19 protein-coding genes are annotated in these 24,838 nt (G+C 59.8%); 4 read left to right on the forward strand and 15 right to left on the reverse strand.

The genetic code is table 11. The features are described 5' to 3' along the window. Positions 1 to 11: 11 nt before the first annotated feature. A complete protein-coding gene (locus GMET_RS08570; RefSeq protein WP_004514151.1) occupies positions 12 to 1,475 on the forward strand; it encodes a hypothetical protein in 1,464 nt (487 codons plus the stop codon). A gap of 130 nt (positions 1,476 to 1,605) precedes the next feature. Here GMET_RS08570 and GMET_RS08575 read toward each other — a convergent pair whose 3' ends face one another. Together GMET_RS08575 and GMET_RS08580 are read right to left on the reverse strand one after the other, a co-directional pair. Then, the gene (locus tag GMET_RS08575) at positions 1,606 to 2,208 is read right to left on the reverse strand and encodes an acyloxyacyl hydrolase (RefSeq protein WP_004514150.1); all 603 of its coding nucleotides are present in this window, start codon (positions 2,206 to 2,208) and stop codon (positions 1,606 to 1,608) included. A gap of 52 nt (positions 2,209 to 2,260) precedes the next feature. Continuing rightward, entirely contained in the window at positions 2,261 to 3,679 is a 1,419-nt protein-coding gene (locus GMET_RS08580; protein ID WP_004514149.1) for a B12-binding domain-containing radical SAM protein, read from the reverse strand. A 244-nt stretch (positions 3,680 to 3,923) separates the two neighbouring features. Between GMET_RS08580 and GMET_RS08585 the strand changes: the two genes are divergently transcribed. Together GMET_RS08585 and GMET_RS08590 are read left to right on the forward strand one after the other, a co-directional pair. Then, complete coding sequence (locus tag GMET_RS08585) at positions 3,924 to 4,898, forward strand: GGDEF domain-containing response regulator (protein ID WP_004514148.1); 975 nt, start codon at positions 3,924 to 3,926, stop codon at positions 4,896 to 4,898. After that, positions 4,895 to 8,836: a PAS domain-containing hybrid sensor histidine kinase/response regulator gene (locus tag GMET_RS08590; RefSeq protein WP_004514147.1), complete on the forward strand. Its 3,942-nt coding sequence runs from the start codon at positions 4,895 to 4,897 to the stop codon at positions 8,834 to 8,836. The genes GMET_RS08585 and GMET_RS08590 overlap by 4 nt, the downstream gene beginning before the upstream one ends. Positions 8,837 to 8,919: 83 nt before the next feature. On the opposite strand, the gene GMET_RS08595 is transcribed toward GMET_RS08590, so the two are convergent. The 10 genes from GMET_RS08595 to GMET_RS08640 form a co-directional block, all read right to left on the reverse strand. After that, on the reverse strand, positions 8,920 to 9,741 hold the full coding sequence (locus GMET_RS08595) for a CoA-transferase subunit beta (protein WP_004514146.1): 822 nt from the start codon (positions 9,739 to 9,741) through the stop codon (positions 8,920 to 8,922). A gap of 1 nt (position 9,742) precedes the next feature. Continuing rightward, positions 9,743 to 10,708 carry a CoA transferase subunit A gene (locus GMET_RS08600; protein ID WP_004514145.1) on the reverse strand — a complete coding sequence of 322 codons (966 nt, stop codon included), beginning with the start codon at positions 10,706 to 10,708 and terminating at the stop codon, positions 9,743 to 9,745. 24 nt (positions 10,709 to 10,732) lie between these two features. After that, entirely contained in the window at positions 10,733 to 11,893 is a 1,161-nt protein-coding gene (locus GMET_RS08605) for an acyl-CoA dehydrogenase family protein (RefSeq protein ID WP_004514144.1), read from the reverse strand. Continuing rightward, positions 11,878 to 12,723: a CoA transferase gene (locus tag GMET_RS08610; protein WP_004514143.1), complete on the reverse strand. Its 846-nt coding sequence runs from the start codon at positions 12,721 to 12,723 to the stop codon at positions 11,878 to 11,880. Before GMET_RS08610 ends, GMET_RS08605 begins: the two co-directional genes overlap by 16 nt. A 23-nt stretch (positions 12,724 to 12,746) precedes the next feature. After that, positions 12,747 to 13,661 (reverse strand): electron transfer flavoprotein subunit alpha/FixB family protein, encoded by a 915-nt coding sequence (locus tag GMET_RS08615; RefSeq protein ID WP_004514142.1) that lies wholly within the window; start codon positions 13,659 to 13,661, stop codon positions 12,747 to 12,749. A 13-nt stretch (positions 13,662 to 13,674) separates the two neighbouring features. Further along, positions 13,675 to 14,451 carry an electron transfer flavoprotein subunit beta/FixA family protein gene (locus GMET_RS08620; RefSeq protein WP_004514141.1) on the reverse strand — a complete coding sequence of 259 codons (777 nt, stop codon included), beginning with the start codon at positions 14,449 to 14,451 and terminating at the stop codon, positions 13,675 to 13,677. A 110-nt stretch (positions 14,452 to 14,561) separates the two neighbouring features. After that, positions 14,562 to 16,577, reverse strand: coding sequence for a heterodisulfide reductase-related iron-sulfur binding cluster (locus GMET_RS08625; RefSeq protein WP_004514140.1), 2,016 nt, complete (start codon positions 16,575 to 16,577; stop codon positions 14,562 to 14,564). 48 nt (positions 16,578 to 16,625) lie between these two features. Next, positions 16,626 to 17,765: an acyl-CoA dehydrogenase gene (locus tag GMET_RS08630; RefSeq protein WP_004514139.1), complete on the reverse strand. Its 1,140-nt coding sequence runs from the start codon at positions 17,763 to 17,765 to the stop codon at positions 16,626 to 16,628. Positions 17,766 to 17,793: 28 nt separating this feature from the next. Continuing rightward, positions 17,794 to 18,576, reverse strand: coding sequence for an enoyl-CoA hydratase/isomerase family protein (locus GMET_RS08635; protein ID WP_004514138.1), 783 nt, complete (start codon positions 18,574 to 18,576; stop codon positions 17,794 to 17,796). Positions 18,577 to 18,736: 160 nt separating this feature from the next. Then, positions 18,737 to 19,585, reverse strand: coding sequence for a 3-hydroxybutyryl-CoA dehydrogenase (locus GMET_RS08640; RefSeq protein WP_420794820.1), 849 nt, complete (start codon positions 19,583 to 19,585; stop codon positions 18,737 to 18,739). A 282-nt stretch (positions 19,586 to 19,867) separates the two neighbouring features. Here GMET_RS08640 and GMET_RS08645 point away from each other — a divergent pair, with 282 nt between their 5' ends. After that, on the forward strand, positions 19,868 to 20,824 hold the full coding sequence (locus GMET_RS08645) for an IS110-like element ISGme8 family transposase (RefSeq protein WP_004513407.1): 957 nt from the start codon (positions 19,868 to 19,870) through the stop codon (positions 20,822 to 20,824). A gap of 44 nt (positions 20,825 to 20,868) precedes the next feature. On the opposite strand, the gene GMET_RS08650 is transcribed toward GMET_RS08645, so the two are convergent. The 3 genes from GMET_RS08650 to GMET_RS08660 form a co-directional block, all read right to left on the reverse strand. Further along, positions 20,869 to 22,044 (reverse strand): thiolase family protein, encoded by a 1,176-nt coding sequence (locus GMET_RS08650; RefSeq protein ID WP_004513384.1) that lies wholly within the window; start codon positions 22,042 to 22,044, stop codon positions 20,869 to 20,871. 330 nt (positions 22,045 to 22,374) lie between these two features. Further along, positions 22,375 to 23,544: a M24 family metallopeptidase gene (locus tag GMET_RS08655; RefSeq protein WP_004513383.1), complete on the reverse strand. Its 1,170-nt coding sequence runs from the start codon at positions 23,542 to 23,544 to the stop codon at positions 22,375 to 22,377. Between the two features lie 31 nt (positions 23,545 to 23,575). Further along, the gene (locus GMET_RS08660; RefSeq protein ID WP_004513382.1) at positions 23,576 to 24,619 is read right to left on the reverse strand and encodes a hotdog domain-containing protein; all 1,044 of its coding nucleotides are present in this window, start codon (positions 24,617 to 24,619) and stop codon (positions 23,576 to 23,578) included. Positions 24,620 to 24,838: the final 219 nt, after the last annotated feature.

The following is a 24,838-nucleotide window of genomic DNA, read 5'->3' on the forward strand; positions in this document are numbered from 1 at the left end:
GAGGTAGAAGTATGCAAAAGAAAAAGATTTTGGTTGTAAGTCTCGTGGTCTGCGCAGTTGTAACTCTTGTATTCTTGTCGCTACCTAAAAAAGGTGTGACCGCCACAAACACCGGCTGGAAAGTAATGGTCAGCAATGATCTCGGTATTCATTGCACCTGTCCGGATTCATCTCTCATCTCAATACTTCCACCAGCCAACACACTTCGGGCACAGGTTTTCAACGGTTCAGAAATAGTTACTGATCCTGCCAAGATCAGGGTCGAGTATTCGGTGCCATTTGCTGACCAGTTGATGACGGACCCCCAGTATCTGACCTACCTCGACAACGCCAACAAGATGTATCCGACCCAGGAAGGCTGGGCCAAGGTGAGCCGGACAAATCCGGTTTCCATAGTCGGCACTCCCCTGAAATCGGGCAAATTTGTCTCCAAGCCCGAACACAATATGTGGGTGGCTGAACTTATTCCGGTTTTCCCTCCGAAACAGCCAGCAGGAGGTGAAGGAACGTTCAAGGATGCCTTTGGCGATATCCGCCAGGCATTCCCCAAAGTAACCGTTACGGTAAAGGACGCGGTGACCGGCGCAGTGCTCGCCCAGAATACCAACACAACAACTCCTGTGGCCTTTGCCAACTGCTGCACCTGCCACAGGGAGATTTACAAGGATAAGTTTGGACAGTATCCGGCGAATCCGCTCGACAGTTTCCGTCAGACCATGCTCGCGCCCCATGATCTCAAGCACAACACAGACCTACTGAAACTTACCCAAGCCGGGATTCCGGTGCGGTGCAGCCGTTGTCACATGGATCCCGCTGTCGGTGGAAAAACTCCCGGATATCCGCTGAGCCTTTACCCGGCGGCAGCGGGGCTCAGACTTCCGATCCCCGCCAAGACGATGACCCTGAGTATGGCGCTCCACCAGGGACACAATCTGAAAAACGAATTCCACACCCGCTATGCAGCGCTAGGGTTCAAGGAATCCTGCGAAGCCTGTCATCCCGGCAAGGAAACAGTGGGGTGCATGCGTGGCCTCCACGTGAATATGACAACCGCAAGTGGCAAGAAGCTTGATTTCAACTGCTCGGATTGTCACGGAGATCTCAATATGCGGTTTGCAACCGGGCAACTCCTGGACCCTTGGTCGTACCGGACATTGCCGAGGTGTTCCAACTGCCACAAGAGCAACATTGGGGAGTGGACCAACGCGCAGATCGAGAAGTACGGAAAGATCCAGTTCGGCGGCGCGTACCTGAATAGCCGCGGGCACGCGGACAACAAGATCCTGTGTACTTCGTGTCACGGGTCACCCCATGCTGAGATTCCTTCCAAGATTTCCTGGGAAAACATATTTTATTCGACCTTCAATGGCGGCAAAGCAGCACCTCTCGGGAAGTGCTACGGTTGTCACACCGACGCTGGTTACAGCGGATGGGGCAGACCTCCCCATGGCATGTCCGATAACCTTGCTCCTTAATAGTTCTAACTCGTGACGCAAGACTAAGTACTAAAACTGAAAAAGCATGAGTTCCATCAGGAATTCATGCTTTTTCAGTTTAGAACCCAACCGATTGCTCGATCACTGTTCACATTTTCCTGCACCTATTTCAGAAAAACCACGACACACCCACCAGAAACTTGCTGGAGTTGAGCGGTTCGTTGGGCTCGGCGGTGCCGGCGTTGGAGACGTGGTGGTAGCGGTATTCCCCCATGATGGCCGTATCCTTCCCGATGAGATACTGGATGCCGGTTCCCCCCTGGTAGGAGAAGTCGAGCCGTGTCCCCATGGTGGGGAGACCCAGGTCCACGAAGAGTACCCCGCCGCCGGCAAAGACGTAGGGGTACAGTTTCTCGTCCGCCAGTCCGGTGAATTTCCAGCTCCCGAGAAGGTAGCCGCCGGTCATGATCCGGTCCCGCTGATCGACCGCCAGATGGATGGGGAGTTCCACCAACAGTTCGTGACGTCCTTGGTACCATGACCCTTTTCCCACCTCGTCCGACAGGAACCAGCCGAAGCGTCCGATGGCATCTGCGGTCTGCACCTGGGTGCGGGTTGCGCCGAAGCCCCGGTGGGTTATGCCGTAGCCGGCAAGGAAGGCCCATTCGTGGCCGGCGGTGGCGACAGATGGCGATTCGGCGGCGCTGCAGGGGGAGGTGGCAAGAAGAGAGCCCGAGACCAGGAATGCTACCAGACAGGGATAAGGCTTCATGCCCTGACTCCTTTGACGATTCGCGCTTGAGTATCCGTAAGGATCACAGCAGTCACCACTTCTGCTTCAGTTCAAAGGCCAGGATCTCCGGAAGGTGCCGCAGGAAGGTAGCCACGCTGTGGGGCGACTTCCAGAGCATCTTCGTGTAGCCCCAATGGATGCGGCTCCGGCGGTAGAAGCGGCTGATGAATTCGTTGTAGAGCCCTTCCAGTTGTTCACGGGTCATGCCGTGGGGGACAAAGACGAAGTTGAGGCAGTTCATCAGCGGCCAGTTCTCGTCGAATTCCCCCTGTTCGCGGATGGTGGCGTAGAGCGGCGCACCGGGGAAGGGGGTGAACTTGGTGACGTTGATTTCGTCCAGGGGGAGTGCCAAGGCGTAGTCGATGGTCCGGCGGATGGATTCTTCGGTCTCTCCCGGCAGCCCCACCATGAAGAGCCCCTTGACCCGCATCCCCGTGTCCCTCACCAACTGCAGTTTCCGCTGTACCTCGTCCAGGCCGTAGAACTTGCGGTGCTTCTTGATTACCTCCGGATCCCCCGACTCGATGCCGAAATTGACCTGCCAGCAGCCGGAGCGTTTGAGGAGCCGCAGCAGTTCCGCGTCCACATGCTCCAGGCGGGCGATGCAGTTGTAGGTCACCGGTAGCCGTTCCCGTTCCTTCAGTTCGCAGAAACGGGCTACCCGGGCGCGGTCGGTGGTGAAGAGGTCGTCATAGAAAAAGACGTGGCGGATCCCGTAGTCGCGGTTCAACATTTTCAGGTGCTCGACGATGTACTCCGGCGAGTTGAAGCGGAATCCCCGGGAGAAGACCGAGCGGTCGCAGTAGGAGCACTGGTAGGGGCAGCCCCGGCTGGAGATGATGCTGGTGTTCGGCGCCTTCGGATAGCTGAAGAGGGGAAGGATGTAGCGTTTGGGGAACTGGGGAAGACGGTGGTAGGCCGGGAAGGGGAGGTCGTCAAGGTTGGCGATATGCTCGCGGAGGGCACTGATGACTCCCTTGCCGTTCTCCCGGTAGCCGACGCCGGGTATGCCGCTTCCACCGTGGTCCAGGTTGGTCACCAGTTCGAAAAAAGTCTGTTCCCCTTCGCCGATCACCAGGTAGTCGATGGCCGGGAAGGTGTCCAGCAGCCCAACGCCTACGGAGCAGGCATGGGCGCCGCCGAAGACCGTCGTGATGCCGGGGGCCTTTTCCTTGATCCTTTCGGCAATGGAGTAGCCTTCAAGGAATGACGACGTGGTGCAGGAAAAGCCCACCACATCCGGGCGGCGGCGGATTACCTCGGCCACCAGGGTTTCAGCCGGCATCGGCGTGGCATAGCAGTCGATGACTTCGGTGCCGATTCCCCGGGCCTCAAGAAAGGCGGCTATGCTGAGCAACCCCAGGGGGGGCATGAGATTGAAGATGGTGGTTATATCGGTTCCGGTCCCCAGCCAGTTGCTGCCGAAGGGATGGATGAAGAGGACCTTCACGTGAATCGCCTCGTTGCCGTAATGAATTGCGGCGCTATGCTAGTCGGTTTGATGGAAGAAAGCAAATGCTATCGCTGTCGCCGAACGGTCATCACCTCGACTCTATCGAAGCCAACAGTTTGACTCCAGATACTTATAGCAAACCTACAAGATTTCTGTCCGTTGTTGGTGTTTAACGGCAACCGGCATCATTTATCCGGAGTGGAACGGTTGGGCACAGTAATAGCATCATCGAAAGAACCCTATGAAAATCCTCTATATTGACGACAAAGCGGAAATCCGCACGCTATTGGGACGCTACCTTAAGTCATGGGGGTATGACGCCCTCGGTGCGCCCAATGGCGAGTCCGGGTGGAATCTTATCCAGGAGCATCGCCCCAGCATTGTGATCACCGACTGGATCATGCCCGACCTGGAGGGCCCGGCCCTCTGCCGGCGCATCAGGGGAGCCGGGTTTCCGGAATACACCTACATCATCATGCTGACCGCCAGGAGAGATGATGTGGTGGTCGGCATGGAGGCCGGGGCCGACGATTTCATCGGGAAGCCTTTCAATAAGGAAGAGCTCAAGGTGCGCATCAAGGCGGCCGAGAGGATCGTGACCCTGGAGCGGGAACTGGCGCTCACCAACCTGGGGCTTCAGGAAAAGAACCGCCGGCTGGAGGAGTCGGAAGAACAGCTCCGGCAGATGGCCCATTTTGACAAACTGACTGGGCTGCCGAACCGCCTGCTGTTTTTTGAGCGCCTGGAGCGTGCCGTTGTGGAATCCAAACGAAGCGAGAGCAATTTCGGGCTCCTGTTTGTGGACCTTGACGCGTTCAAGGCGGTAAATGACAACCATGGCCACAAGACCGGGGACGAACTTTTGGTCATGGCGGGGCAGCGCATGGACGGCTGTGTCAGGGCATCCGACACCGTGGCCCGCATGGGGGGTGACGAATTTTGCATTATCGTACGCGGGGTGAAGTCTTTTGACGGTCCGGTGACCGTGGCCGAGAAGATCATTTCAGCCCTGTCACGCCCCTTCGATATTTCCGGCATCACCTGCCGGATCGGGGCTTCGGTGGGGATCAGCGTCTATCCCCATGACGGAGATTCCGTGGAACTTCTCATGACCCATGCCGACAACGCCATGTACGAAGCGAAGAGGGGGGGCAAGAACTCCTGGCGGCGATGGAAGCCGGATTCTCCCGATACTGATGAAGGTGTTCTTCTATGAATAGGCGCGAACTGATGGCCGGCGTCCTCCTGGGGAGCGCCGGCTTTCTCGTCAACTGGTTCAAACTGTCACTGTTCTTCAACGTGGACTTTCTGTTCGGCTCCGTGTTCAGCATGTTCGCCCTGCTGCGGTTCGGACCGGCCACCGGTCTGCTGGCAGCGGTGATTGCCGCAGGGTGCACCTGGCTGCAGTGGCACCACCCCTGGGCCATCGTCATTTTCGGCTGCGAGGCCCTCTGTGCCGGTTGGCTGAGAAACCGCAAACGCATGGACCTGATGCTCGGCGACATCATCTACTGGTTCAGCGGCGGCCTCGTGCTGGTCTGGCTGTTCTATCACCAGGTCATGGGGTTCAATGCCGGCGCCACTCTGTTGGTCGCCCTGAAGCAGGGGATGAACGGCATCATCAACACCCTGATTGCCGAGGCTCTCTTTCTGCTGAGTTGGCGGTTGCGGGGCGGCACCGAACTTCCTTCACTGCGTAAATGGCTGGGAGTCATCCTGGAGGGAGTGGTGTTGGTGCCGGCGTTCGTTTTCGCCTTTCTCGATACAAGCTGGTATTTCCGCCAGCAGATGACGCGCCTGCAGGAGAGTACCGCCCGTACCGCTGAAGTGGGCAACCTTACGATTTCAAGCTGGCTGGACGAAGAGCAGCACAAGCTGGGCATGCTTGTCAAACTGGTCGGTGACCCTGATCACAACCCGTCCCAGGAGATGCAGCGGCTCCTTGAAAGATACCATGCCGCCCATGGCAGCGACACCTACCGGCTGGGGGTCATGGATCGCAACCATGTCACTCGCGCCTTCTCGCCCCGCGTTGACGAAAAGGGCGTTTCCACCATCGGGGTATGGCTGGGTGACCGCCCTTACATAGCAGAGCTGAATGACCCGTCGCACCCGATAGTTTTCGATGCCTTCATGGGCAAGATTGGCGTACCCGGCCCCCGTCTCATTATGCTGGCCCCTTGCATGGTGGGAGGGGAATACAGGGGGGCTGTTTTCAGCGTGGTATCTCTCGGTCATCCTGCTGCACTGCTGAAGGGGATTGTCGGCAAACGGGATGTCAACCTGACGCTGCTGGACAGACATCGCCGGGTTGTTGCCTCTACCGACAGCGGCAAGAAGTTTCTGGAGCAGTTTGCGCTGCCTAAGGGGGGGCAGCTGCATTCGGTCGGTAGTAATGTGAGCCAATGGGTTCCCGATCCGCAACCGGGGGGCGGCCCCATGAAACGCTGGAATCGTTCGTTCTACATGACCGAGATTGCGCTGGAGCCGAAATCAGGCTTCCGACTGGTGGTGCAATCCTCGCTGGCACCGTCACTCAAGGAGATCAACAACCGCGCATCTATCCTGCTGGGGGTTCTGGCAATACTGACACTGGTGGTGGTTGGCCTGTCCCGGTATTTCAGCAGGCGATTGCTGGCGCCCTTTGCCATGCTGGGAAAGGTTACCAGTCAGCTTCCGGTCAGGATTGCACAGGGGGAGCAGATATCCTGGCGCCCCGCGGAGGTCAGGGAGGAGCAGGAGCTTCAGGATAACTTCCGGCTGATGGAAAATGCCCTGCAGAATAGCTTCTCCGAACTGACTGCAATCAATGAGGAACTTGAGCACCGGGTCACGGAACGGACCGCCGAACTGCGGATTGCCAAGGAGGCGGCTGAAAACAGCGAATTACAGCTCCGCAGCATAACCAATTCTGCCCACGATGCGATTCTGATGATGGACCACCAGGGTTCCATTTCCTACTGGAATCCCGCCGCCGAGCAGATTCTGGGGTACAGCGCGGCAGAGGCTCTCGGCAAGAACCTCCACGACCTTCTGACCCCTGAGCGCTATCTGGCCGACCACCTTACGGCATTCTCCGAGTTCCAACAGACCGGCTCCGGCAATGCCGTGGGCAAAACCCTTGAGCTCTTCGCCCGGCGCAAGGATGGTCAGGAAATCGAGGTTGCCCTGTCGCTGTCCGCGGTTTTCCTCAATGGGGCATGGAATGCCGTGGGGTTGCTCCGGGACATCACCGAACAGAAACGGATCAATGCATCCCTGCGGATGCTTTCCGCCGCCGTGGAGCACAGCCCGGTGTCCATCATCATTACCGACCGGGACGGACGCATAGAGTATGTCAACCCCAAGTCCTGCCAGATGACCGGCTACGCCTTTGAAGAACTGCGGGGCCAGAACCCGCGCATCATGAAAGGTCCGACCCACCCGCCAGAGTTCTATAAAAACCTGTGGGAGACCATACTTTCAGGACGGGAGTGGTACGGAGAATTCCATAATCGCCGCAAGGACGGCAGTCTTGTGTGGGTTATGGCATCCATTTCGCCCATCTACGACGAAAAGGGGGAAATCACCCATTTTGTGGGGGTTCGTGAGGAAATCGAAAAGCAGAAAAAACTCCAGGAAGAGCTTGCCAATATCGCACAACTGGAGAAAGTCGCGCGGGACCGGGCCGAACAGGCGAACAGGGCAAAGAGCGAGTTTCTGGCCGGCATGAGCCATGAGATCAGAACGCCCCTCAATGCAATCATCGGCATGAGTGACCTTCTGGCGGAAACCCGTCTTGACGGCGAACAATCAGGGTATCTGTCGGTTGTCCATTCAGCGGGCGAAACCTTGCAGGGACTGATTAACGACATCCTTGACCTGTCGAAGATCGAAGCCGGCATGCTGCAGCTGGATTCTGTACCCTTCAGTCTTCGGGACTGCATCCGGCAACTGACGGACATCACGTCGGTGAAAGCGTCCTCAAAGGGGGTAACGTATTCCTTCTCCGTGAAATCCGCTGTCCCGGACTGGCTCATGGGAGATTCGCTGCGGTTGCGGCAGGTGCTGATCAACCTGGTGGGGAATGCCGTGAAATTCACCGACAGCGGCGGGAGTGTACTTCTGGAGGTTGAGCCGGTCCAACAGTCCGATGCCGAAGTACTGATCAGGTTTTCCGTGGCCGACACCGGCATCGGCATAGCGCCGGAAAAGCTGGACACCATCTTCGAGAGTTTCAGCCAGGCGGATTCATCAACCACCCGGCGCTACGGCGGGACAGGGCTGGGGCTAGCCATCTCCCGTCACCTTGCGGGGATGATGGGAGGTGAAATCGGTGTGGAGAGCACCGTTGGGAAGGGGAGCTGCTTCCGCTTCACAGTACCTTTCGCCATCTCGCGCAGAACAGAAGAGCCGCTTCCGAAAGAACAACTTCCCGGAGACAAGCTCGGCAGACCGCTCTCCATTCTGGTGGTGGACGACAATCTGGCGAACCGCACCGTGCTGACGGCCTATTTCCGGCGTACCGAGCATACGGTAGAGTGTGCGGTAAATGGCGAAGAAGCCCTTGCAAAGATCAAGGGGGGTGGATATGACGTGGTTTTCATGGATATGGAGATGCCGGTCATGGATGGCTATACGGCAGTGCGCCTGGTGCGTGAATGGGAGCGGGAGACGGGCCGGGCGCCGCTGCCGGTGATCGCGCTCACTGCCAATGCGCTCAAGGAAGATCAGTTAAGGAGCCTTGATGCCGGCTGTACCGCGCACCTGACCAAACCGATCAAAAAGGACAAGCTGCTGGAAATCGTCGGAGAATACCAGCAACGACCACGGACCAACGGGAAGCAGGGAACGAACATGGATCGCGACAATGTGCCGGATAAAATAGTGGTCGTCTGCGATCCGGACCTTGAAGACATCATCCCGGCCTATCTGGAGGGGAGAAAGACAGAAGGCTCTGTCATCCGTGAACTTGCGGTCAATGGTCAGTTCGACGAAGTGCGGACCATCGCCCACGGCTTGAAGGGTTCCGGCGGCTGTTACGGTTTTTCGAGGATAACGGAAATCGGGCGGGATATGGAACTGGCGGCGAATGACGGCAATCTCGTCGAGGTGTTGAAACAGCTCGATACCCTCGAGGCGTACCTGCAGGCAATTGAAGTCCGCTACGAATAATCGGAACACGTCATGTTCCGCCGCAAAAAAACGCGGCTCCCGGCTGATTCGGGGGCCGCGTTTTTTTTTGCCCAATCCGGCATCTATCCTTTTGTCACCTTCGGAATGAAGATCTGCTCAGGATCAAGAACATCGTGGATGAAGTGCAATTCTTCACGGGTCGGGGGAAGCGTTTCGCCGCTGACCCGGGAGATGTCCAGGTCGAAGTGGCACATCTCCGTTATTTCTTGCGGCGTTTTGCCGGGGTGGCAGGTGTCCAGGTAGATGCGGCCGGTCTCCCCGTCGAACCGGAAGACGCCGGCGGTGCTGATGACCGCGGACGGACCGCCGCGGTAGGCGGCGCCGTAGAGCTCCCGGCGATGGACGAAGTCGCCCTCCGGCCATTTTTTCACCCGCCAGCCGGGGCTCGTGATGTAGCTGACGTTGGGGGTGAAGCGGCGCTTCTCGTGGACCATGATGAAGACGGTCCGTTTGGCGAAGGAGTTGATGTCGGGGTTGCCGCCGCTGCCGGTGAGGCGCAGTTCTGGGTTGAGGTAGTCGCCGATGCAGGTGGTGTTCACGTTGCCGTATTCGTCCACCTCGGCGCCGCCGAGGAAACCCAGGTCCACGTAGCCCCGCTGGGCGATGCTGAAGGCATCGTAGAGCCCCGAGGCCCGGGAGGCTCCCATCTCGCACCGGGCGTCGCCGACGGAGGTGGGAATGGCCGGCGGGCGGCCGTCGAGGGTGCCAGCCTCAAAGATGAGCTTCAGGTTCGGGGCGTGGGTCTTCTGGGCCAGCATGATCGCCACCATGGGGAGGCCGGTGCCGGCGAAGACGATTTCGTTGTCCTGCACCTCGCGGGACGCCGCGCAGCACAGCAGGTCGGCCAGGCCGTATTCTTCCGGATTCGCATACTCTCTGCCCATATTATTGCCCCCTCTTCACGCCGGTGGAGTAGTTGAGCGCGGTGTTCGCCTTCAGGGTCAGCATCCGCGGCCAGCCGAGCTTCTCCAGGTAGCCCAAGTGGTCGAGCCCCATGATCCACTCCTTGGCGAAGTCATCGAATCCTTCCTGGGTGCGGGTCCGTCCGTAGAAGTCCTTGAGGAAAGCACCGTCCACGTCGTAGCGGCCGAACATGCCTGTGGGGTGGGCGCCATAGGGACACTCCACGATGTAGTCCACCTCGAAGCTGGTGATGGTGTTGCGGTCGGCCTCCCGGCGCAGGTACTCCTCGGGGACGATCTCTTCGGCCATAACGATGGTGATGTCCGCGGTGCGGGCCGCCTCGGGGTCGGAGTAGTACTGGCCGTTGACCCGCACCGTCCCTTCCTCACCCACCTGCTGGACGCACATGATGGCGATGTCCGCCTTTGCCGCCGGTACCAGCACCTGGGGGCCCGCGCCGTAGAAGGGGTCGTCGGTGAAGAGGTACTTGTGCTTGGGGATCCGCTTCCCGTCACGTTTGCCGGCCCGGCCGAGCATGTCGTACTCAGGGTTGTGGATGTCCGTGCCGAGGGATGTCTGAGTGACGGCGTAAGGAGCGCCGGCGGCACCGGCAGCGAAGCGGAACATCATCTCCGCATGGCTGTAATCCTCAACGATGATCTCCTTATTCCCCACCTTGCGGGAGAGGTTGGCGCCGTACTTGCCGTAGAGTTCATGCCCCACCCAGCACGACTCCCAGATGTCGACGCACCCGGCTCCCACGAGGAATTCGGTGTGTGGGCCGCCATTCACTTCGATGAGGTGGAGTCCCCGTCTCTGCTGGCGGATCAGCTCGAAAACGATGGCCATGGGGCGCCGCCAGATGGTGAACCCGGAGAAGGTGAGGCTGGAGCCGTCCTTGATGATCTCGGCGGCCTGCTGCAAGGTAATGCGTTTACCTGTCCCCATACATACCTCCATATGTGATAATTTCTATTGGTTAAAATTCTTGAGAATTTCCCGCGAGATAACCACCCGCTGGATCTCGCTGGTCCCTTCGTAGATGGAGGTGATTCGGGCATCGCGGGCATAACGCTCAACCGGGAAATCCTGGGTGTAGCCGTACCCGCCGAGCATCTGGATTGCCGCGTAGCAGGCCCGGTTGGCCGCCTCGGTGGCATACAGCTTCGCCATGGAGGCCTCCTTGGCAAAGGATTTACCCTGGTCCTTGCGAAAGGCGGCGTTCATGAGGAGGAGCCGGGCCGCTTCCAGTTCGGTGTAGGCATCGGCCACCATCCACTGGATAGCCTGGAAGTTGCTGATCTTTTGCCCGAACTGGGTCCGCTCGGAGGCATAGCGGGTGGCATGGTCCATGGCTGCCAGCCCGACGCCGAGCCCCAGGGAACCGATCCCGATCCGCCCGCCGGCCAGCTCCGCCACGGCGATCCGGAAACCGTCGTTCAACTTCCCCATCATGGCGCTCTTGGGGATGCGGCAGTCGGTGAAGATTACCTCGTTGGTGGCCGAGGCGTGCTGTCCCATCTTGTGCTCTTCCTTGCCGATGATGAGGCCGGGCGTTCCAGCCTCCACCAGGAAGCAACTGATACCTTTACCCTTGGGGGCAGCCTTGTCGGTGACCGCCCAGACCACGAAAACCCCGGCATAGGAGGCGCTGGTAATGAAAATTTTGGAGCCGTTCAGCACCCAGGAGTCGCCGTCGTCCACGGCCTGGGTCACCATCCCGGCGGGATCGGAGCCGGCGCAGGTTTCGGTGAGGGCGAAGCTGGCGGCGGAATACTCGCCGGAACAGATCTTCGGGATGTAAGCCCGTTTCTGCTCCTCGGAACCGACGACCTGGATAACCTCGGCGGCCATGTTGTTGACCGAGACCGTGACCGCCGTGGAGGCGCAGGCCCGCGCGATCTCGGTCATGGCCACGCTGAAGGAGATGGCCCCGGCCTCGGCGCCGCCGTACTCCTCCCGCACGTTCAATCCCATGAAACCCAGTTCGGCCAGCTTTTTCAGGTTGGCCAGCAGGGGGCCGCGGTCGCTTCCCTGGTCAAGCTGCGCCGCCACCGGCTCCAGTTCGGCCTTGGCAAAGTCACGGGCGGTGTCCTGAATCAGTTTCTGTTCTTCGGTCAGTTCGAGATACATGGTTTCTTCTCCTCTGCGACGATAATCGGAATATCCTGCTCCCGTCCCCATTCCTGCCACTCCCGGGCGCTCCGGTCGGCAAAGGCGGCGCGGTACTCTTCTCTGGTACTCACTCCCAGCGACTCTTCGAGCCGGCTCTTGAAGTGGGGCTCCAGAGCTGCCAGGGCCACCCAGCCGTCACGGGCTTCATAGAGGTTGTATTCGGGAATGCCGCCACCCAGAAGAGCGCCCGGAGCGGTACTGCCGTAGCGTAGAGGCTCGGCCATGGCTTCGGCCGCGCGGGAAAGGGCGACCTCCGCATAGCCCGCCTCCTGTCCCCGTTCGCGGATGAGAAGGAGTGCCATGGCGGCCGAAACGGTCTGCTCGGCGCCGGCCATGTCGGCAAGGAGGGTCCGGGGCATGTGGGGAGGGTTGAGAAGACCGAGAGAGGCCTGGTAGGTGAGGTCGTGGCCCGCCTCGTTTTCGCGGGGGGCGGGATAGCCGACGATGGCCACTTGGCAGAGGCGGGGGAATTTCCGGTGAAGCTCCTCCCACCCGAGACCGAGACGGCAGAGGCCGGCGGGGCGGCTGGCGGTAATGAGGAGGTCGGCGGTTGCCAGCAGGCCGTTGAGGTGAGCCAGACCTTCGGCGCTCTTTAGGTCGATCCTGACGACCGTCTGGCCGACGGCCATATCCCGGTACCAATCAGCGTTGTACAGTTCCATGAGGTCGCCTGACGGCGGCTCCACCTTCACGACGGATGCCCCCAGATGCCGGAGGCGCCGGGCGGCGGCGGGGCCGGGAAGATTCACGGCCAGGTTCACGACAACCATTCCTTTAAGGGGCTTCATGGCTCCTCCTCTGTCAGCCCGGTTCACTGCAGTTTGGCCGTGAGAGCCGGCACGAATTGCATCACGTCGGCCACCACGAGGACATCGGCAACTTCCCCGATGGGGGCGTCCTTGTCCTTGTTGATGGCGACAACGAAGTCCGATTTCTTCATGCCGGCCAGATGCTGGATCGCTCCCGAAATGCCGCAGGCCACGTAGAGCTTGGGGCTCACGCTCTGGCCGGTGGTCCCCACCTGGTGGCTGTGATCCACCCAGCCGGCATCCACCACCGGCCGGCTCGCCCCCAATTCTCCGCCAAGGGCCTTGGCCAGAGCCTGGATAACGGGGATATTGTCCTTTTTCCCCACGCCCCGACCGGCGCTGACGATCACCTCGGCCCGGGTCAGGTCCACGTCCTTTTTCTCGGCGGGCTCGTAGCCGACAAATTCCACCGGCGTCGCCCCATCGGGTATGTCGATGCGCTCCACCTTTGGCGTCCCCTGGGGAGTGCCCGTGAAGCTGAAGGCGCCGGCCTGGACGGTGAGGACCGCCTTGCCGCTTGTGGGGGTTACGGCGCGGCGCATCTTGGCGTTGCAGCACCCCACCTCGTAGCCGCCGTCCACAACACCGACGATCTCCGACACCTGCCCGGCCCTGAGAGCCGCCGCCACCCGAGGGGCCAGGTCCCAGCCGTAGGAAGAGTGGACGAAGACGATGCAGTCGGCGTTTTCCCGCTGGACCGCATCGAGAACGATCTTCTTGTGCACGTCCGGGTTGTATTCGCCGTATTTCGCCGCCTCGGCCAGGTAAACTGTGCTATTGCAGGCGGGCAGGGCGCTGTCGCTCCCGATGAGGACCATGGCCTTCTCGGCGCCGATGCGGTCGGCAAAGGCGAGGAGTTCGTAGGTTGTATCGAGGAGTTTTCCTTCGCGATATTCGCAGACAAGCAGTGCTTTCATATGGTTTCTCCTCCTACCGGAGCACGGTCGTTTTTTCTTTCAGGATCCCGTAGAGCTGCTCCACCAGGTTCCCCACATCACCTTCCAGCACGATTCCGCCTCCCTTCCTGGCCGGAGGGTAGAACCGGGCCGTGGCGGCGACGGCCTCTTCCTTCAGCAGGTCGGCCACAGGGATGGCGAGGATCTCTTTCTTCTTGGCCTTCATGATGTTGGGAAGGGTGGGGTAGCGGGGGATGTTGAGGCCCAGTTGGCAGGTGACGACGGCCGGAAGCCGCAGCTTCGCAACCCCCTTGATTCCCCCTTCAAGCTCGCGCTTGGCGGTCACCACGCCGTCGGCGAAGGCGAAGCCCACGAGGGTCGTGGCACAGGCAAAGCCCAAGAGTTCCGCCACCAGCACCCCCACCTGGGCCGAGCCGCGGTCCTGGGACTGCATGCCGGTGAAGACGAGGTCGAATCCCTCGGTGCGGGCGTATTGGGCGATGATCGACGCGATCTGCCACGGATCCTTCCCCTGGGGGGCGGGGTCCTGGATGTGGGCTCCCTTGTCACACCCCATGGCGAGGGCCTTCTTGATGGCCTCGTTCACCCGGTCCGGGCCGATAGAGAGGACTGTCACCTCCGGCTCGTTCCCCAGTTGCTCCTTGAGCTGCACCGCCTGTTCCACGGCATATTCGTCGTACTCGTTCATCCGGAAGGCCAGATCGGTCTCCTCGAACCAGGTGCCGCTGCCATCGGGCTTGAAGCGGGATTCCATGTCGGGAACCTGTTTGACGCAGACGAGAATTTTCATGGGAACCTCCTTAATGTCCTTTTGAGAACGTGGATTTTTCGCAAGGTCAAGGCGATCGAGGGATTGCGCGGAGGCGTAGCAGCGCTACGTCGCACAAGCAATCCCGAAGATCAACGCAGAGATTGCGGAAAAGCCGCGTTCTCTATTCTCTCAGCCACGATTTCCGCCAGATCCCGCACCTTGATGCTCTCCTCGAAACCGCCAGTCTTGATTCCGTCCTCGAACATGGTGAGGCAGAAGGGGCAGTTGGAAACCAGGAGCTGGGCGCCGGTCTCCCCGGCCATCCGGACCCGGGCCTCGCTGATCTTGGTGCCGAGCTTCTCCTCGGCCAGGATCCGTCCGCCTCCGGCGCCGCAGCAGAAGCTGTCGCATCCAGAGCGGTCCATTTCCCGCAGGTCGCCGCCGGCAGCCGCCAGGACGGCCCGGGGCTCGGCGAAGATGTCCTTGTAGCGCCCCAGATAGCAGGAATCGTGGTAGGTGAAGGGGAAGCGTTTCTGTTCGGGGGCAAGCGAAAGACGCCCGCTCTCCATGAGGTTGTGGATGAAGGTGGCGTAGTGCTCGGTTTCCAGCTCGAAGCCCAGGTCACGGTAATCGCGGGAGAGAGTGTTGAAGCAGTGGGGGCAGGTGGTGACCACCTTCTTTGCCCCGCTGGCTTTCATCATCTCTATGTTCTCCTGGGCCATCATCTGGTAGAGGTACTCGTTGCCGAGCTTCCTGACCGGCTCGCCGCAGCACTTCTCATCCTTGCCGAGGATGCCGACCCGGATGCCGGCGGCGGCGCAGATCTTCACGAAGCTGCGGGCCACCTCCCGGTTCCGCTTGTCGAAGGAGGCGTAACAGCCGGCAAAATAGAGGATGTCGGCCTCCTCCCCCTCGGAGACCCGGGCCACGGGGAGCCCCTCAGCCCAGTCGCCCCGGCTGGCATAGGCGAGGCCGAAGGGGTTGCCGTTCACCTCCACGTTGCTGACTGCGGTGCGGACCTCGTCGCCGGGGAATTCCCCCTCCATGAGGGAGAGGCTGCGTCGCATCTCGAGGATCTTGTTCACGTGCTCGATCTCGGCCGGACACACATCCTGGCAGGCACGGCAGGTGGTGCAGCTCCAGAGGACATCGGCGGTGACGGTTTCCACCAGTGATGAGTCAGGGGCGCTCCAGGCAGCCTCGCACACCTGCTTCACCACTTTCATGGGGGAGAGGGGCTTCTCAGTGGCCCAGGCGGGGCAGCGGTCCTGGCACCGCTTGCAGCTCGTGCAGGCGTCGGCGTCGAAGATGTCCTTCCAGGTGAGGTCCGTCACCTTGGTGGCGCCGAACTGTTCCTGGCTTTCGTCCTCCATGTTGAGGGTGCCGATGGTTCCCTTTTCATCCAGGGGAGCGAAGAAGGAGTTGATGCTGGTGGTCAGGATGTGGCGCAGCTTCGTGTAGGGGAGGGCGGCGATGAAGCCGAGCACGAGGCCGAAGTGGGTCCACCAGAGGACCGTGTGCATGGTGCGGATGGAGTCGTCGGTGTAGGCCTTGAAGAGGTGGGCAAAGAGGTATCCCACCGGGGAGAAGCGGGCCAGCTCGGGATTCTGCTGCAGCTCCGTGGCGGCCATCCGCGCCCCTTCGACGCAGAAGCCGGTGATGAGGATGGCGAAGAGGAGTTGGTGGATGATCCGGTCGTCGTTGACGGTCTCAAGGCCGTCGGGCTTCAGCACGAAGCGGCGGATAGAGAGGCCGGCCAGCATCACGATAGCACCGAGGCCCGCCAGATCCAGCACTAGGGAGAAGGCCTTGTAGAACTCCCCCCTGAGGATGTTCACGTCCATGAGGGGGGTGATGAAATCGGCCTGGAGCATCACGATCAGCGTTCCGGCAAAGAGGGTGAGGAATCCCCAGAAGAAGAGGGCGTGGGGAATGCCGCCGTCCTTGACCCGGGCAACCTTGCACTGACTCAGTACCGTCAAGACGAGGCGCTTCACCCGCTCGTCGTAGCGGTCGAAGCGGTCGAGGGGCTTCCCTTGGCGCCAGACGGGGAGACGCTTCCAGAATCCCCACGCCAGGATGCCGAAGGCGGCAAAGGTGAGGAGGTACATGGGGATCACGACCCCGTGGCCGATGTTCCAATAGATTTCGCGGGTGGCTTCCATGATGCCTCCTTATTCCTTTCCAGCCTTGAAGCTTTTAGTCTTGTCCTGTCAGCTCAACAGCAGCTTCGAGATAACCACCCGCTGCACCTCGTTGGTCCCCTCGTATATCTCGGTGATCTTGGCGTCGCGGTACATCCGCTCCACCTCGTAATCGCAGATGAAGCCGTAACCGCCGTGGATCTGGATCGCTTCCTTGGTGACGTAGGTGGCGGCCTCGGAGGCGAGCATCTTGCACATGGCCGACTCCATGGTGTAGTTCTTCTTGTGATCCTTGAGCCACGCGGCCTTGTAGGTCATGAGCTTGCTGGTCTCGATCTTTGCCCACATGTCGGCCAGCTTGAACTGTATCGCCTGCAGGTCGCAGATGGGGGCGCCGAACTGCTTGCGCTCCTTGGAGTAGGCCAGTGCCCGCTCGAAGGCTCCTTCGGCGATTCCCAGGGCCTGGGAGGCGATGCCGATGCGGCCGCCGTTCAGGGTGTCCATGGCGATCTTGAATCCCTGGCCTTCCTGCCCCAGGAGGTTTTCCGCAGGGATCCGGACGTTGTCGAGGGCGAAGGCGGTGGTGTAGCTTCCCCGTATCCCCAGTTTCTTCTCGTTTTTCAGGATCTCCACACCGTGGGAGCGGAGATCGATGATGAATGCCGAAACTCCTTTGTGCTTGAGGCTCTTGTCGGAAGTGGCAAAGAGGACGCCGGTTCCCCGGTAGCCACCATTGGTGATGAATATCTTGGAACCGTTGATGACGAATTCGTCCCCCTCGCGGCGGTAGGTAGTGGCGATGGCACCGGCGTCGGAACCAGCGTCGGGCTCGGTCAGGAGGAAGCAGCCGATGGTCTCGCCGCTGTTCAGGGCCGGAAGCCACTTCTTCTTCTGCTCTTCGGTGCCGAAGGTGTAAATGGGGCCGCAGGCAAGGGAGGTGTGGGCCGAGATGAGGACGCCGCTGGAGCCGCAGGCCTTGGAAACCTCCTCCACCACGATGGAGTAGGAGAGCATGTCGAGTCCGGCCCCGCCGTACTGCTCGGGGAGATAGCTTCCCATGAACCCCATCTCTCCCATCTTTCTGACAAGACTGTCAGGGATCATGTGCTCTTCGTCGATCTGCACGGCGACGGGTTTTACCTCCTTCTCCACGAAGTCACGCACGGCGTCCTGCAATACCTTGTGGTCCTGGCTCAGTTCGAAGTTCATGACAACCTCCCTATGGTTGATTGTGAAATTATTTCCCCGTAAATACTGCTTTCCGCTTTTCCACAAAGGCCCCCATCCCTTCCTTCTGGTCGGCGGTGCCGAAGAGCACCCCGAAGAGGGAGGCCTCGTAGCGGAAGCCGTCTTCCTTTCCCATGTTCAGGCCGTTGGCAATGGCATTCTTGGCGTAGGTAACCCCCAGGGGGCCGACGCCGGCGATGGCGGCCGCTGTCTCTTTTGCTTTGACCAGAAGCTCCTCCGGAGCGAACACCTCGTTGACGATCCCCCAGGCCTGGGCCTTGTCGGCCGCGATCATCCGGCCGGTAAAGATCAGTTCGTTAGCCCGGTTCTTCCCGATAAGGCGGGCCAGGTTCTGGGTGCCGCCGAAGCCGGGGATAATGCCGAGGGTCACCTCGGGGAAACCGAGCTTCGCCTTCTCCGAGGCGTAGATGAAGTCGCACCCCAGGGCCAGTTCCAGCCCGCCCCCCAGGGCGAAGCCGTTCACCGCGGCGATGACCGGGGTCTTCATCTTCTCCATGGCCATCATGCAGTGCTGCCCCTTCAGGGCGAACTGGTGTCCTTCGAAGGAGGACATGGCCGCCATCTCTTTGATGTCGGCCCCGGCCACGAAGGCCTTCTCGCCGGCGCCGGTGAGGACCACCACCCGAACCGCCGGATCGTACTCCAGTTGGTAGAAGGCGGAGGCCAGCTCGGTCAGCACCTCGCTGTTCAGGGCATTGAGGGCCTGGGGACGGTTGACGGTGAGGGTGGCGACGCCGTCAGCGGTTTCGATGAGCAGATTCTTGAATTCCATAAAGGCTCCTTTAGCCACAGAGGGCACAGAGATCACAGAGAGAGACAAAACCGTAAGATCCTTTCAAGTCTAATAACCAAAATCCCTATACGTACTGCGGTGTTATGCGAGCCGGGCCTTAAAGGTTTACTGGTTTTCTCTGTGACCTCTGTGGCAAATATTAGTAGGAATAAAACCCTCTTCCCGACTTGCGCCCCAAATACCCCGCGTTCACCATCTTCACCAGGAGCGGGCAGGGACGGTACTTCGGGTCCTTGAAGCCGTCGTAGAGGACATCCATGATTGCCAGGCAGGTGTCGAGGCCAATGAAGTCGGCGAGCGTCAGGGGGCCCATGGGCTGGTTGGTGCCGAGCTTCATCCCTTTGTCGATGTCCTCGGCGGTGGCGATCCCTTCGTAGAGGGCGAAGACCGCCTCGTTGATCATGGGCATAAGAATGCGGTTCACGATGAAGCCGGGGTAGTCCTGGGAAACCGCCATTTCCTTTTCCAGCCTGGCCACCAGTTCGGCGGTGAGGCGGAAGGTGACGTCGCTGCTGGCGTGGCCGCGGATGACCTCCACCAGCTTCATGACCGGCACCGGATTCATGAAGTGCATGCCGATGACCTTGTCGGGACGCTTCGTTACCGAAGCGATCTTGGTGATGGGGATGGACGAGGTGTTTGATGCCAGAATAGCGCTCGGCTGAACGATATCGTCCAGTTTGCGGAAGATGTCCAGCTTGAGGGGCTCGTGCTCCGTGACCGCCTCCACGCAGAAATCACAGCCGGCGAGATCGGTCATGTTCTTCGTGGTCAGAATCCTGCCGACAGTTTCACCGACCAGCGATTCGGGAATGCCCCCCTTCTTTGCCTGCCGCTCCAGGTTCTTCCTGATGGTTGACACCGCCTTTTCGAGCTGAAGCTCCGCGATGTCGTAGAGCACCACGTCATAGCCGAACTGGGCGAACACGTGGGCAATGCCGTTTCCCATCTGACCTGCGCCGAGCACACCTACTTTGTTGATCATCAGATGCCTCCATTTCAGAAACGAATAACACTGAGCAACAGAGCAACAGAGATAAACCAGGAAGCCAGGGATGGAAGTCTTTTGCCTTTCTCTGTTGATCAGTTGCTTGTATGTTTCAGTAACCGGTTATATGTTCTCCAGAATTGGACACGACAGCTTGGTCGTTGCTTGGGCCAATTGAGCCCGTCACAGAGCGTAATGCGTCGTGTCCATCTTTCCTCAACCCGAACGGTTGCTTGGGCCGAAACGAGCCCGAATTTTCGCAAGAAAGGGACTGGAGAGAATATGGAACCCAATGATGCAGTTGTTGGAGTCGACGTTAGTAAAGAGCATCTTGATGTCTACCTCATGCCAACTGGTGACCAGAAAAGGGTGACTAACGATGATGCCGGTTGTGCTGAGCTGACGACGTGGCTCATTACGAACGCCCCTTGTCGGATTGTTCTCGAAGCCACCGGCGGCTTGGAGATGCTAGCTGTCAGCACCTTATCAGCAGCGGGTCTGCCAGTGGTCGTGGTTAATCCTCGGCAGGTCAGAAACTTTGCCAAAGCATGCGGGCTGCTGGCGAAGACCGATATTCTTGATGCCAAGATCATTGCCCGATTTGCCCAAGCCATCAAGCCTGAAATCAGGCCGCTCAAGGACGAGACAAGCCAAAATCTAGCAGCACTGCTGGCCCGCCGCCGGCAGTTGGTCGAGATGCTTGTGGCGGAAAAAAATCGCGTGATTTCCGCTGCACCTACGGTCCGCAAAGGCATCATGACCCATATTGCCTGGCTGACACAGCAGATCGATGACGTTGATAAAGACATCTCAACTCTTATTCAGTCCAGCGAATCCTGGAAGGCAAAAGAAGAAATCCTTACCAGTGTCAAGGGCATCGGCCCTGTGACTGCGGCCACCATACTGGCAGCACTTCCGGAGTTGGGGACCATTTCCCGACAGCAGCTTGGCGCTCTGGTCGGAGTATGCCCCTATAATCGGGACAGTGGCAAATTCCGTGGAAAGCGCGCAATCTCCGGTGGCAGAGCAACCGTGCGTTCTGTCCTGTACATGGCAACATTGTGTGCCGCCAGGTTTAACCCGGTTATAAAAGCCTTCTATCAACGCCTTACAAGCGCCGGAAAACTTCACAAAGTCGCGATCACCGCTTGCATGCGAAAACTACTCACCATCCTCAATGCCATGGTGAAAAACAACCAGAAGTGGGATCACTCGAAATTCACTCCACTTCTGCACTAATTTGTTGACTGAGAACACGGTTGCTCCGTGTTTCAAATTTGTTTTCAAACCCGTTCGAAGATGACTGCCACCGCCTCGCCGCCGCCGATGCAGAGGGTGGCGAGGCCGTAGCGTTTCTGCCGCCGATGGAGTTCCCGGATGACCGTGGCTGCAAGCCGGCCGCCGCTGGCGCCGATGGGGTGGCCGATGGCGCAGGCGCCGCCGTTGACGTTCACCTTGTCCAGGGGGAGGCCGAGACCCTTGATGGCCAGGAGGGCCACCGAGGCAAAGGCCTCGTTGATCTCGAAGAGGTCGATGTCGGACACCGTCAGGCCGGCCTTGGCGCAGGCCTTCTCGATGGCGCCGATGGGGGCCTCGGGGAAGTTGTCGGGATGACGGCTTTCCGTGGCCGAGGCAACGATCCGGGCCTTGGGGGTGAGGTTGTGCTTCTTTAGGCCGTCGGCATCGGTCAGCAGGGCCAGGGCCGCGCCGTCGTTGATAGTGGAGGCGTTGCCGGCGGTGATGGTGCCGTCCTTCTTGAAGGCGGCCCGCAGGGATGGCAGCTTGCTCGGATCACCCTTGAAGGGCTCTTCGTCCGTGCCAATGGTTTCGTCTCCCTTTTTCCCCTTCTTCACCACCGGCACGATCTCGTCGGCAAAGATGCCGCCGGTCACCGCCGCCTGGGCCAGTTCGTAGGAGCGCCGGGCGAACGCGTCCTGCTCCTTGCGGGTGAGGCCACCGCGCTCCGCGCTCACCTCACCGATCTCTCCCATGTGACGGCCCGTATAGGGATCCTGGAGACCGTCGTAGATCAGCAGGTCCAGCAGTTCACTGTGCCCCATGCGGTAGCCGGCGCGGGCCTTCTTGAGGAAAAAGGGCGCCAGGGACATGTTCTCCATGCCGCCGGCGATGACAATTTGGGACTCACCGAGACGAATGCTGTCGGCGCCGAGCATGATTGCCTTCAGGCCGCTGCCGCAGACCTTGTTGATGGTCAGGGCATGGGCCGAGTCAGGGATTCCCGCCCCGCGCATGGCTTGGCGGGCCGGGGCTTGGCCACAGCCGCCGGAGAGGACCTGCCCCACAATGACTTCATTCACCGTGTCGGGGGCGAGGCCGGCCTTTGCCAGAAGCTCTTTCATGACGGTGGCGGCCAGCTTTGGGGCCTCCACATCGGCCAGCATGCCGGAAAATGAACCAAACGGTGTTCTTAGAGCATCAACCACAAACACGTCTTGCATCGCTTTCCCTCCGGGTTGCAGATTTGGTGTAAGCATATATCTACTTCACGTGCATGTCAACCATATTTAGAACGGCTTTATAGATGTGTGTGAATCTTTATGTTCGGGTTCTGATAAAAACCAATTATACCGATATGTTGCGTGTGTGATTTAGAGTGCTTATTGTTGGGGAACTTGTTGGTTGATGTGTTTATTTGACGTCAAGGTTAGATATTAAGGGGGTGTTGAGCGGTTATAAAAAAGCGGTATAGAGATGTGATTTCGTTTCTTGCCAAAAAAATGGGCAGCCCGTCGGCTGCCCCCAATGGAGAAAGAAGTACCCGAACAGCCCTACAGAAACACGATGTCATCGGCCATGCTAGTGAGCTTCTCGCCGCCTCTGCTGGTAACGGCGAAGGTATTCTCGATGCCGATGACCCCCTGGCCAGGAATGACGAACTTCGGTTCGATGGCGATGGTCTGTCCCGCCTGGAGCGGAACCTTGAATCCCTGGGCCAGCACCGGGAATTCGTCCAACTCCAGGCCAACCCCGTGGCCGACGAATTTCGCGTTTTCCCCAGGAGCCCCCATGTAGTTTCTGCCGAGGCCGGCGGCTTCGGCCATTTCCAACGATCTCGCGAACAGTTCCTCGCAGATTGTCCCCGGCTTGAGGTTTTCCACCAGGTACTGATGTATCCGCAGGGAAGTGGCAAAGGCGTGCTCCAGTTCACTGCTCAGGGAACCGATGACGAAGATGCGGGTCATGTCGACGAGGTAACCCTTGAAGATGCCGGCAAAGTCGAGAAGGATCGGGGTGCCGGGAGTGATCGTCTCGGTGGAGGCTCCGTAGGGGGAAGCATTGGAGAGGCCGCGGCCCGTGACGGCGCCGTCGAAGAAGCCCGGTTCGGCAGCGGTCGCTCCCGATACCGCCAGCCCCTGAAACAGCTCTTGGTTGAAGGCGCGCATTCGTATGTATCCTTCACTTCCCGCCTTCCGGAGCCGGCACTCGAACTCCGCGGCAAGGTCAATCTCCCGCATCCCCACCTTCAGGAATGTGGGAACCTGGGTGAAGACTTCACATAGCCGGGCGCCGCATTCCCGCAAGCGGTCCAGCTCCCAGGCCGATTTGACCGACCGGAGTTCCCGGTTGATCCCCGAGATATCCACAAGCTCCCGGCCGGGGAGCATCTTGGCGTAGTAGTTGTACTGCTGCACCGGTATGATGTCGAAGGTGAGGCCGACCTTTTTCACATCCTCGGAAAACAGGGTGGGAAATTCTTTGCTGGAGGGGAATGGCCGGGTATCCTCGATGAGGCTTTCCTTTACGGCGCGGCTGTAGCTCTTGCGCACCAGCAGGAGCGGGTTGCCGTCGGCCGGCACCCAAAGGGTAGCGTTCTGGCGGGTGCCGGTGAAGTAGTAGACATCGATGGGAAAGATGATGAGCGCCCCGTCGATCCCCTTGGCGCGCAGTTCCGTCTGCAGTCGGATGATCCGCTGTTCCGATTCCATTTTTGTCATCATCGGTAGTTATCTCCTTCAGAATAGCTAGTATTCAGAGCATCCGGTAGTGGCCGGCGATGGCCTGGTAGCTCCGGTATGCCTCCAGGTAGCGGGCATCCTCCCGGTAGGTGGCCGGATAAATGGGGGGCACCGGACGGTGGTTCAGCTCCCGGTCCACGTTCACAAAGGTAAAGAGGCACGAGTTGGAGAGGGCGCTGGCGGTCCGGTCGCGGCTGATCCGTTCGATGCTCGCCTCGACACAGACAAAGCTCTCGTTGGTGTAAACCACCCGGCTGGTGAAGTGGAGCTTGTCTCCGATCCTCACCGGGTGAAAGAAGTTGATCCGGTTTACCGCCGCGATGATGGAGCGGTCAGGCGCCACCTGCTCGGAGCAGATGGCCGACAGCTCGTAGGCGCGGCGGATCAGGTAGCCGCCGAAGATCCGCTGGGGGACGTACTCCTGCTCCGGGTACATCCGTTCCCAGGCGTCGGCCACCAGGCGGCCGGCTGGGTGGCCGGTGAAGCCGGGCTCTTCCTGGTCCCGATGCAGCCGGTCGAGCATCTCGTATTCCTCCCGGCTGGGAGGCTCCAGAAGAGACGCCTGCTGCCGGCGGTACTCCTCCCGGTCGGCAATGGCCTTGGCGGCCCGCTGTTGCTCCAGCTCGTCGCCGTACTCAAGAGGGGGAAGGGGAATGCTCTCGCCGGCCCCTTCTCCGCCACGGGCAACCATGGTGAAATAGCAGGAGGCGATGTGGGTGGCCGGGTCGCCGGCATGCTCCACCCGGATCCCCACTTCCAGCGAGGAGCGCCCCACGTGGTTGATCCGGGCATGCATGACGATGTCGCGGTTGACGTCCACCACGTGGCGCACCAGGATGTTGTCGATGGCCGCCGTAACGACCCGCCCCTCGGGATGAAAGCGCCGGACATAGGCAATGGCCGTCTGCTCGGCGAGGATATCCAACTCTTCCAGCAGGAGGCCGAAGCGGAAATTGCCGGGTATCTCCTCGTCGACCACCATGAAACGCCGACGATGCTTCGGTTCGCTCCCCAGCGACAAGGTCCGGTAAAGCGATGTTTCCGTTGGGGTAGTCATGAAATGCCTCCAGTATTTAATGAAGTAATTGCTGCATCCAGTTTACCCCGTATCGCTTAATCGTAAAGCGGAATCGCATGATGCATGAGAGGCGGCCCTTGAGCGCTTTCCCAATCGGGCGTGAGATTTCGGCCAGATTGTCGTCCCCCACAGGGCCGTCGCGGAGGCGTAGCAGCGCTACGCCGCACAAGAACGGACCGAGGACGGACGGCAAAATGG

This window comes from Geobacter metallireducens GS-15, assembly GCF_000012925.1.
GTDB classification, from domain to species: domain Bacteria; phylum Desulfobacterota; class Desulfuromonadia; order Geobacterales; family Geobacteraceae; genus Geobacter; species Geobacter metallireducens.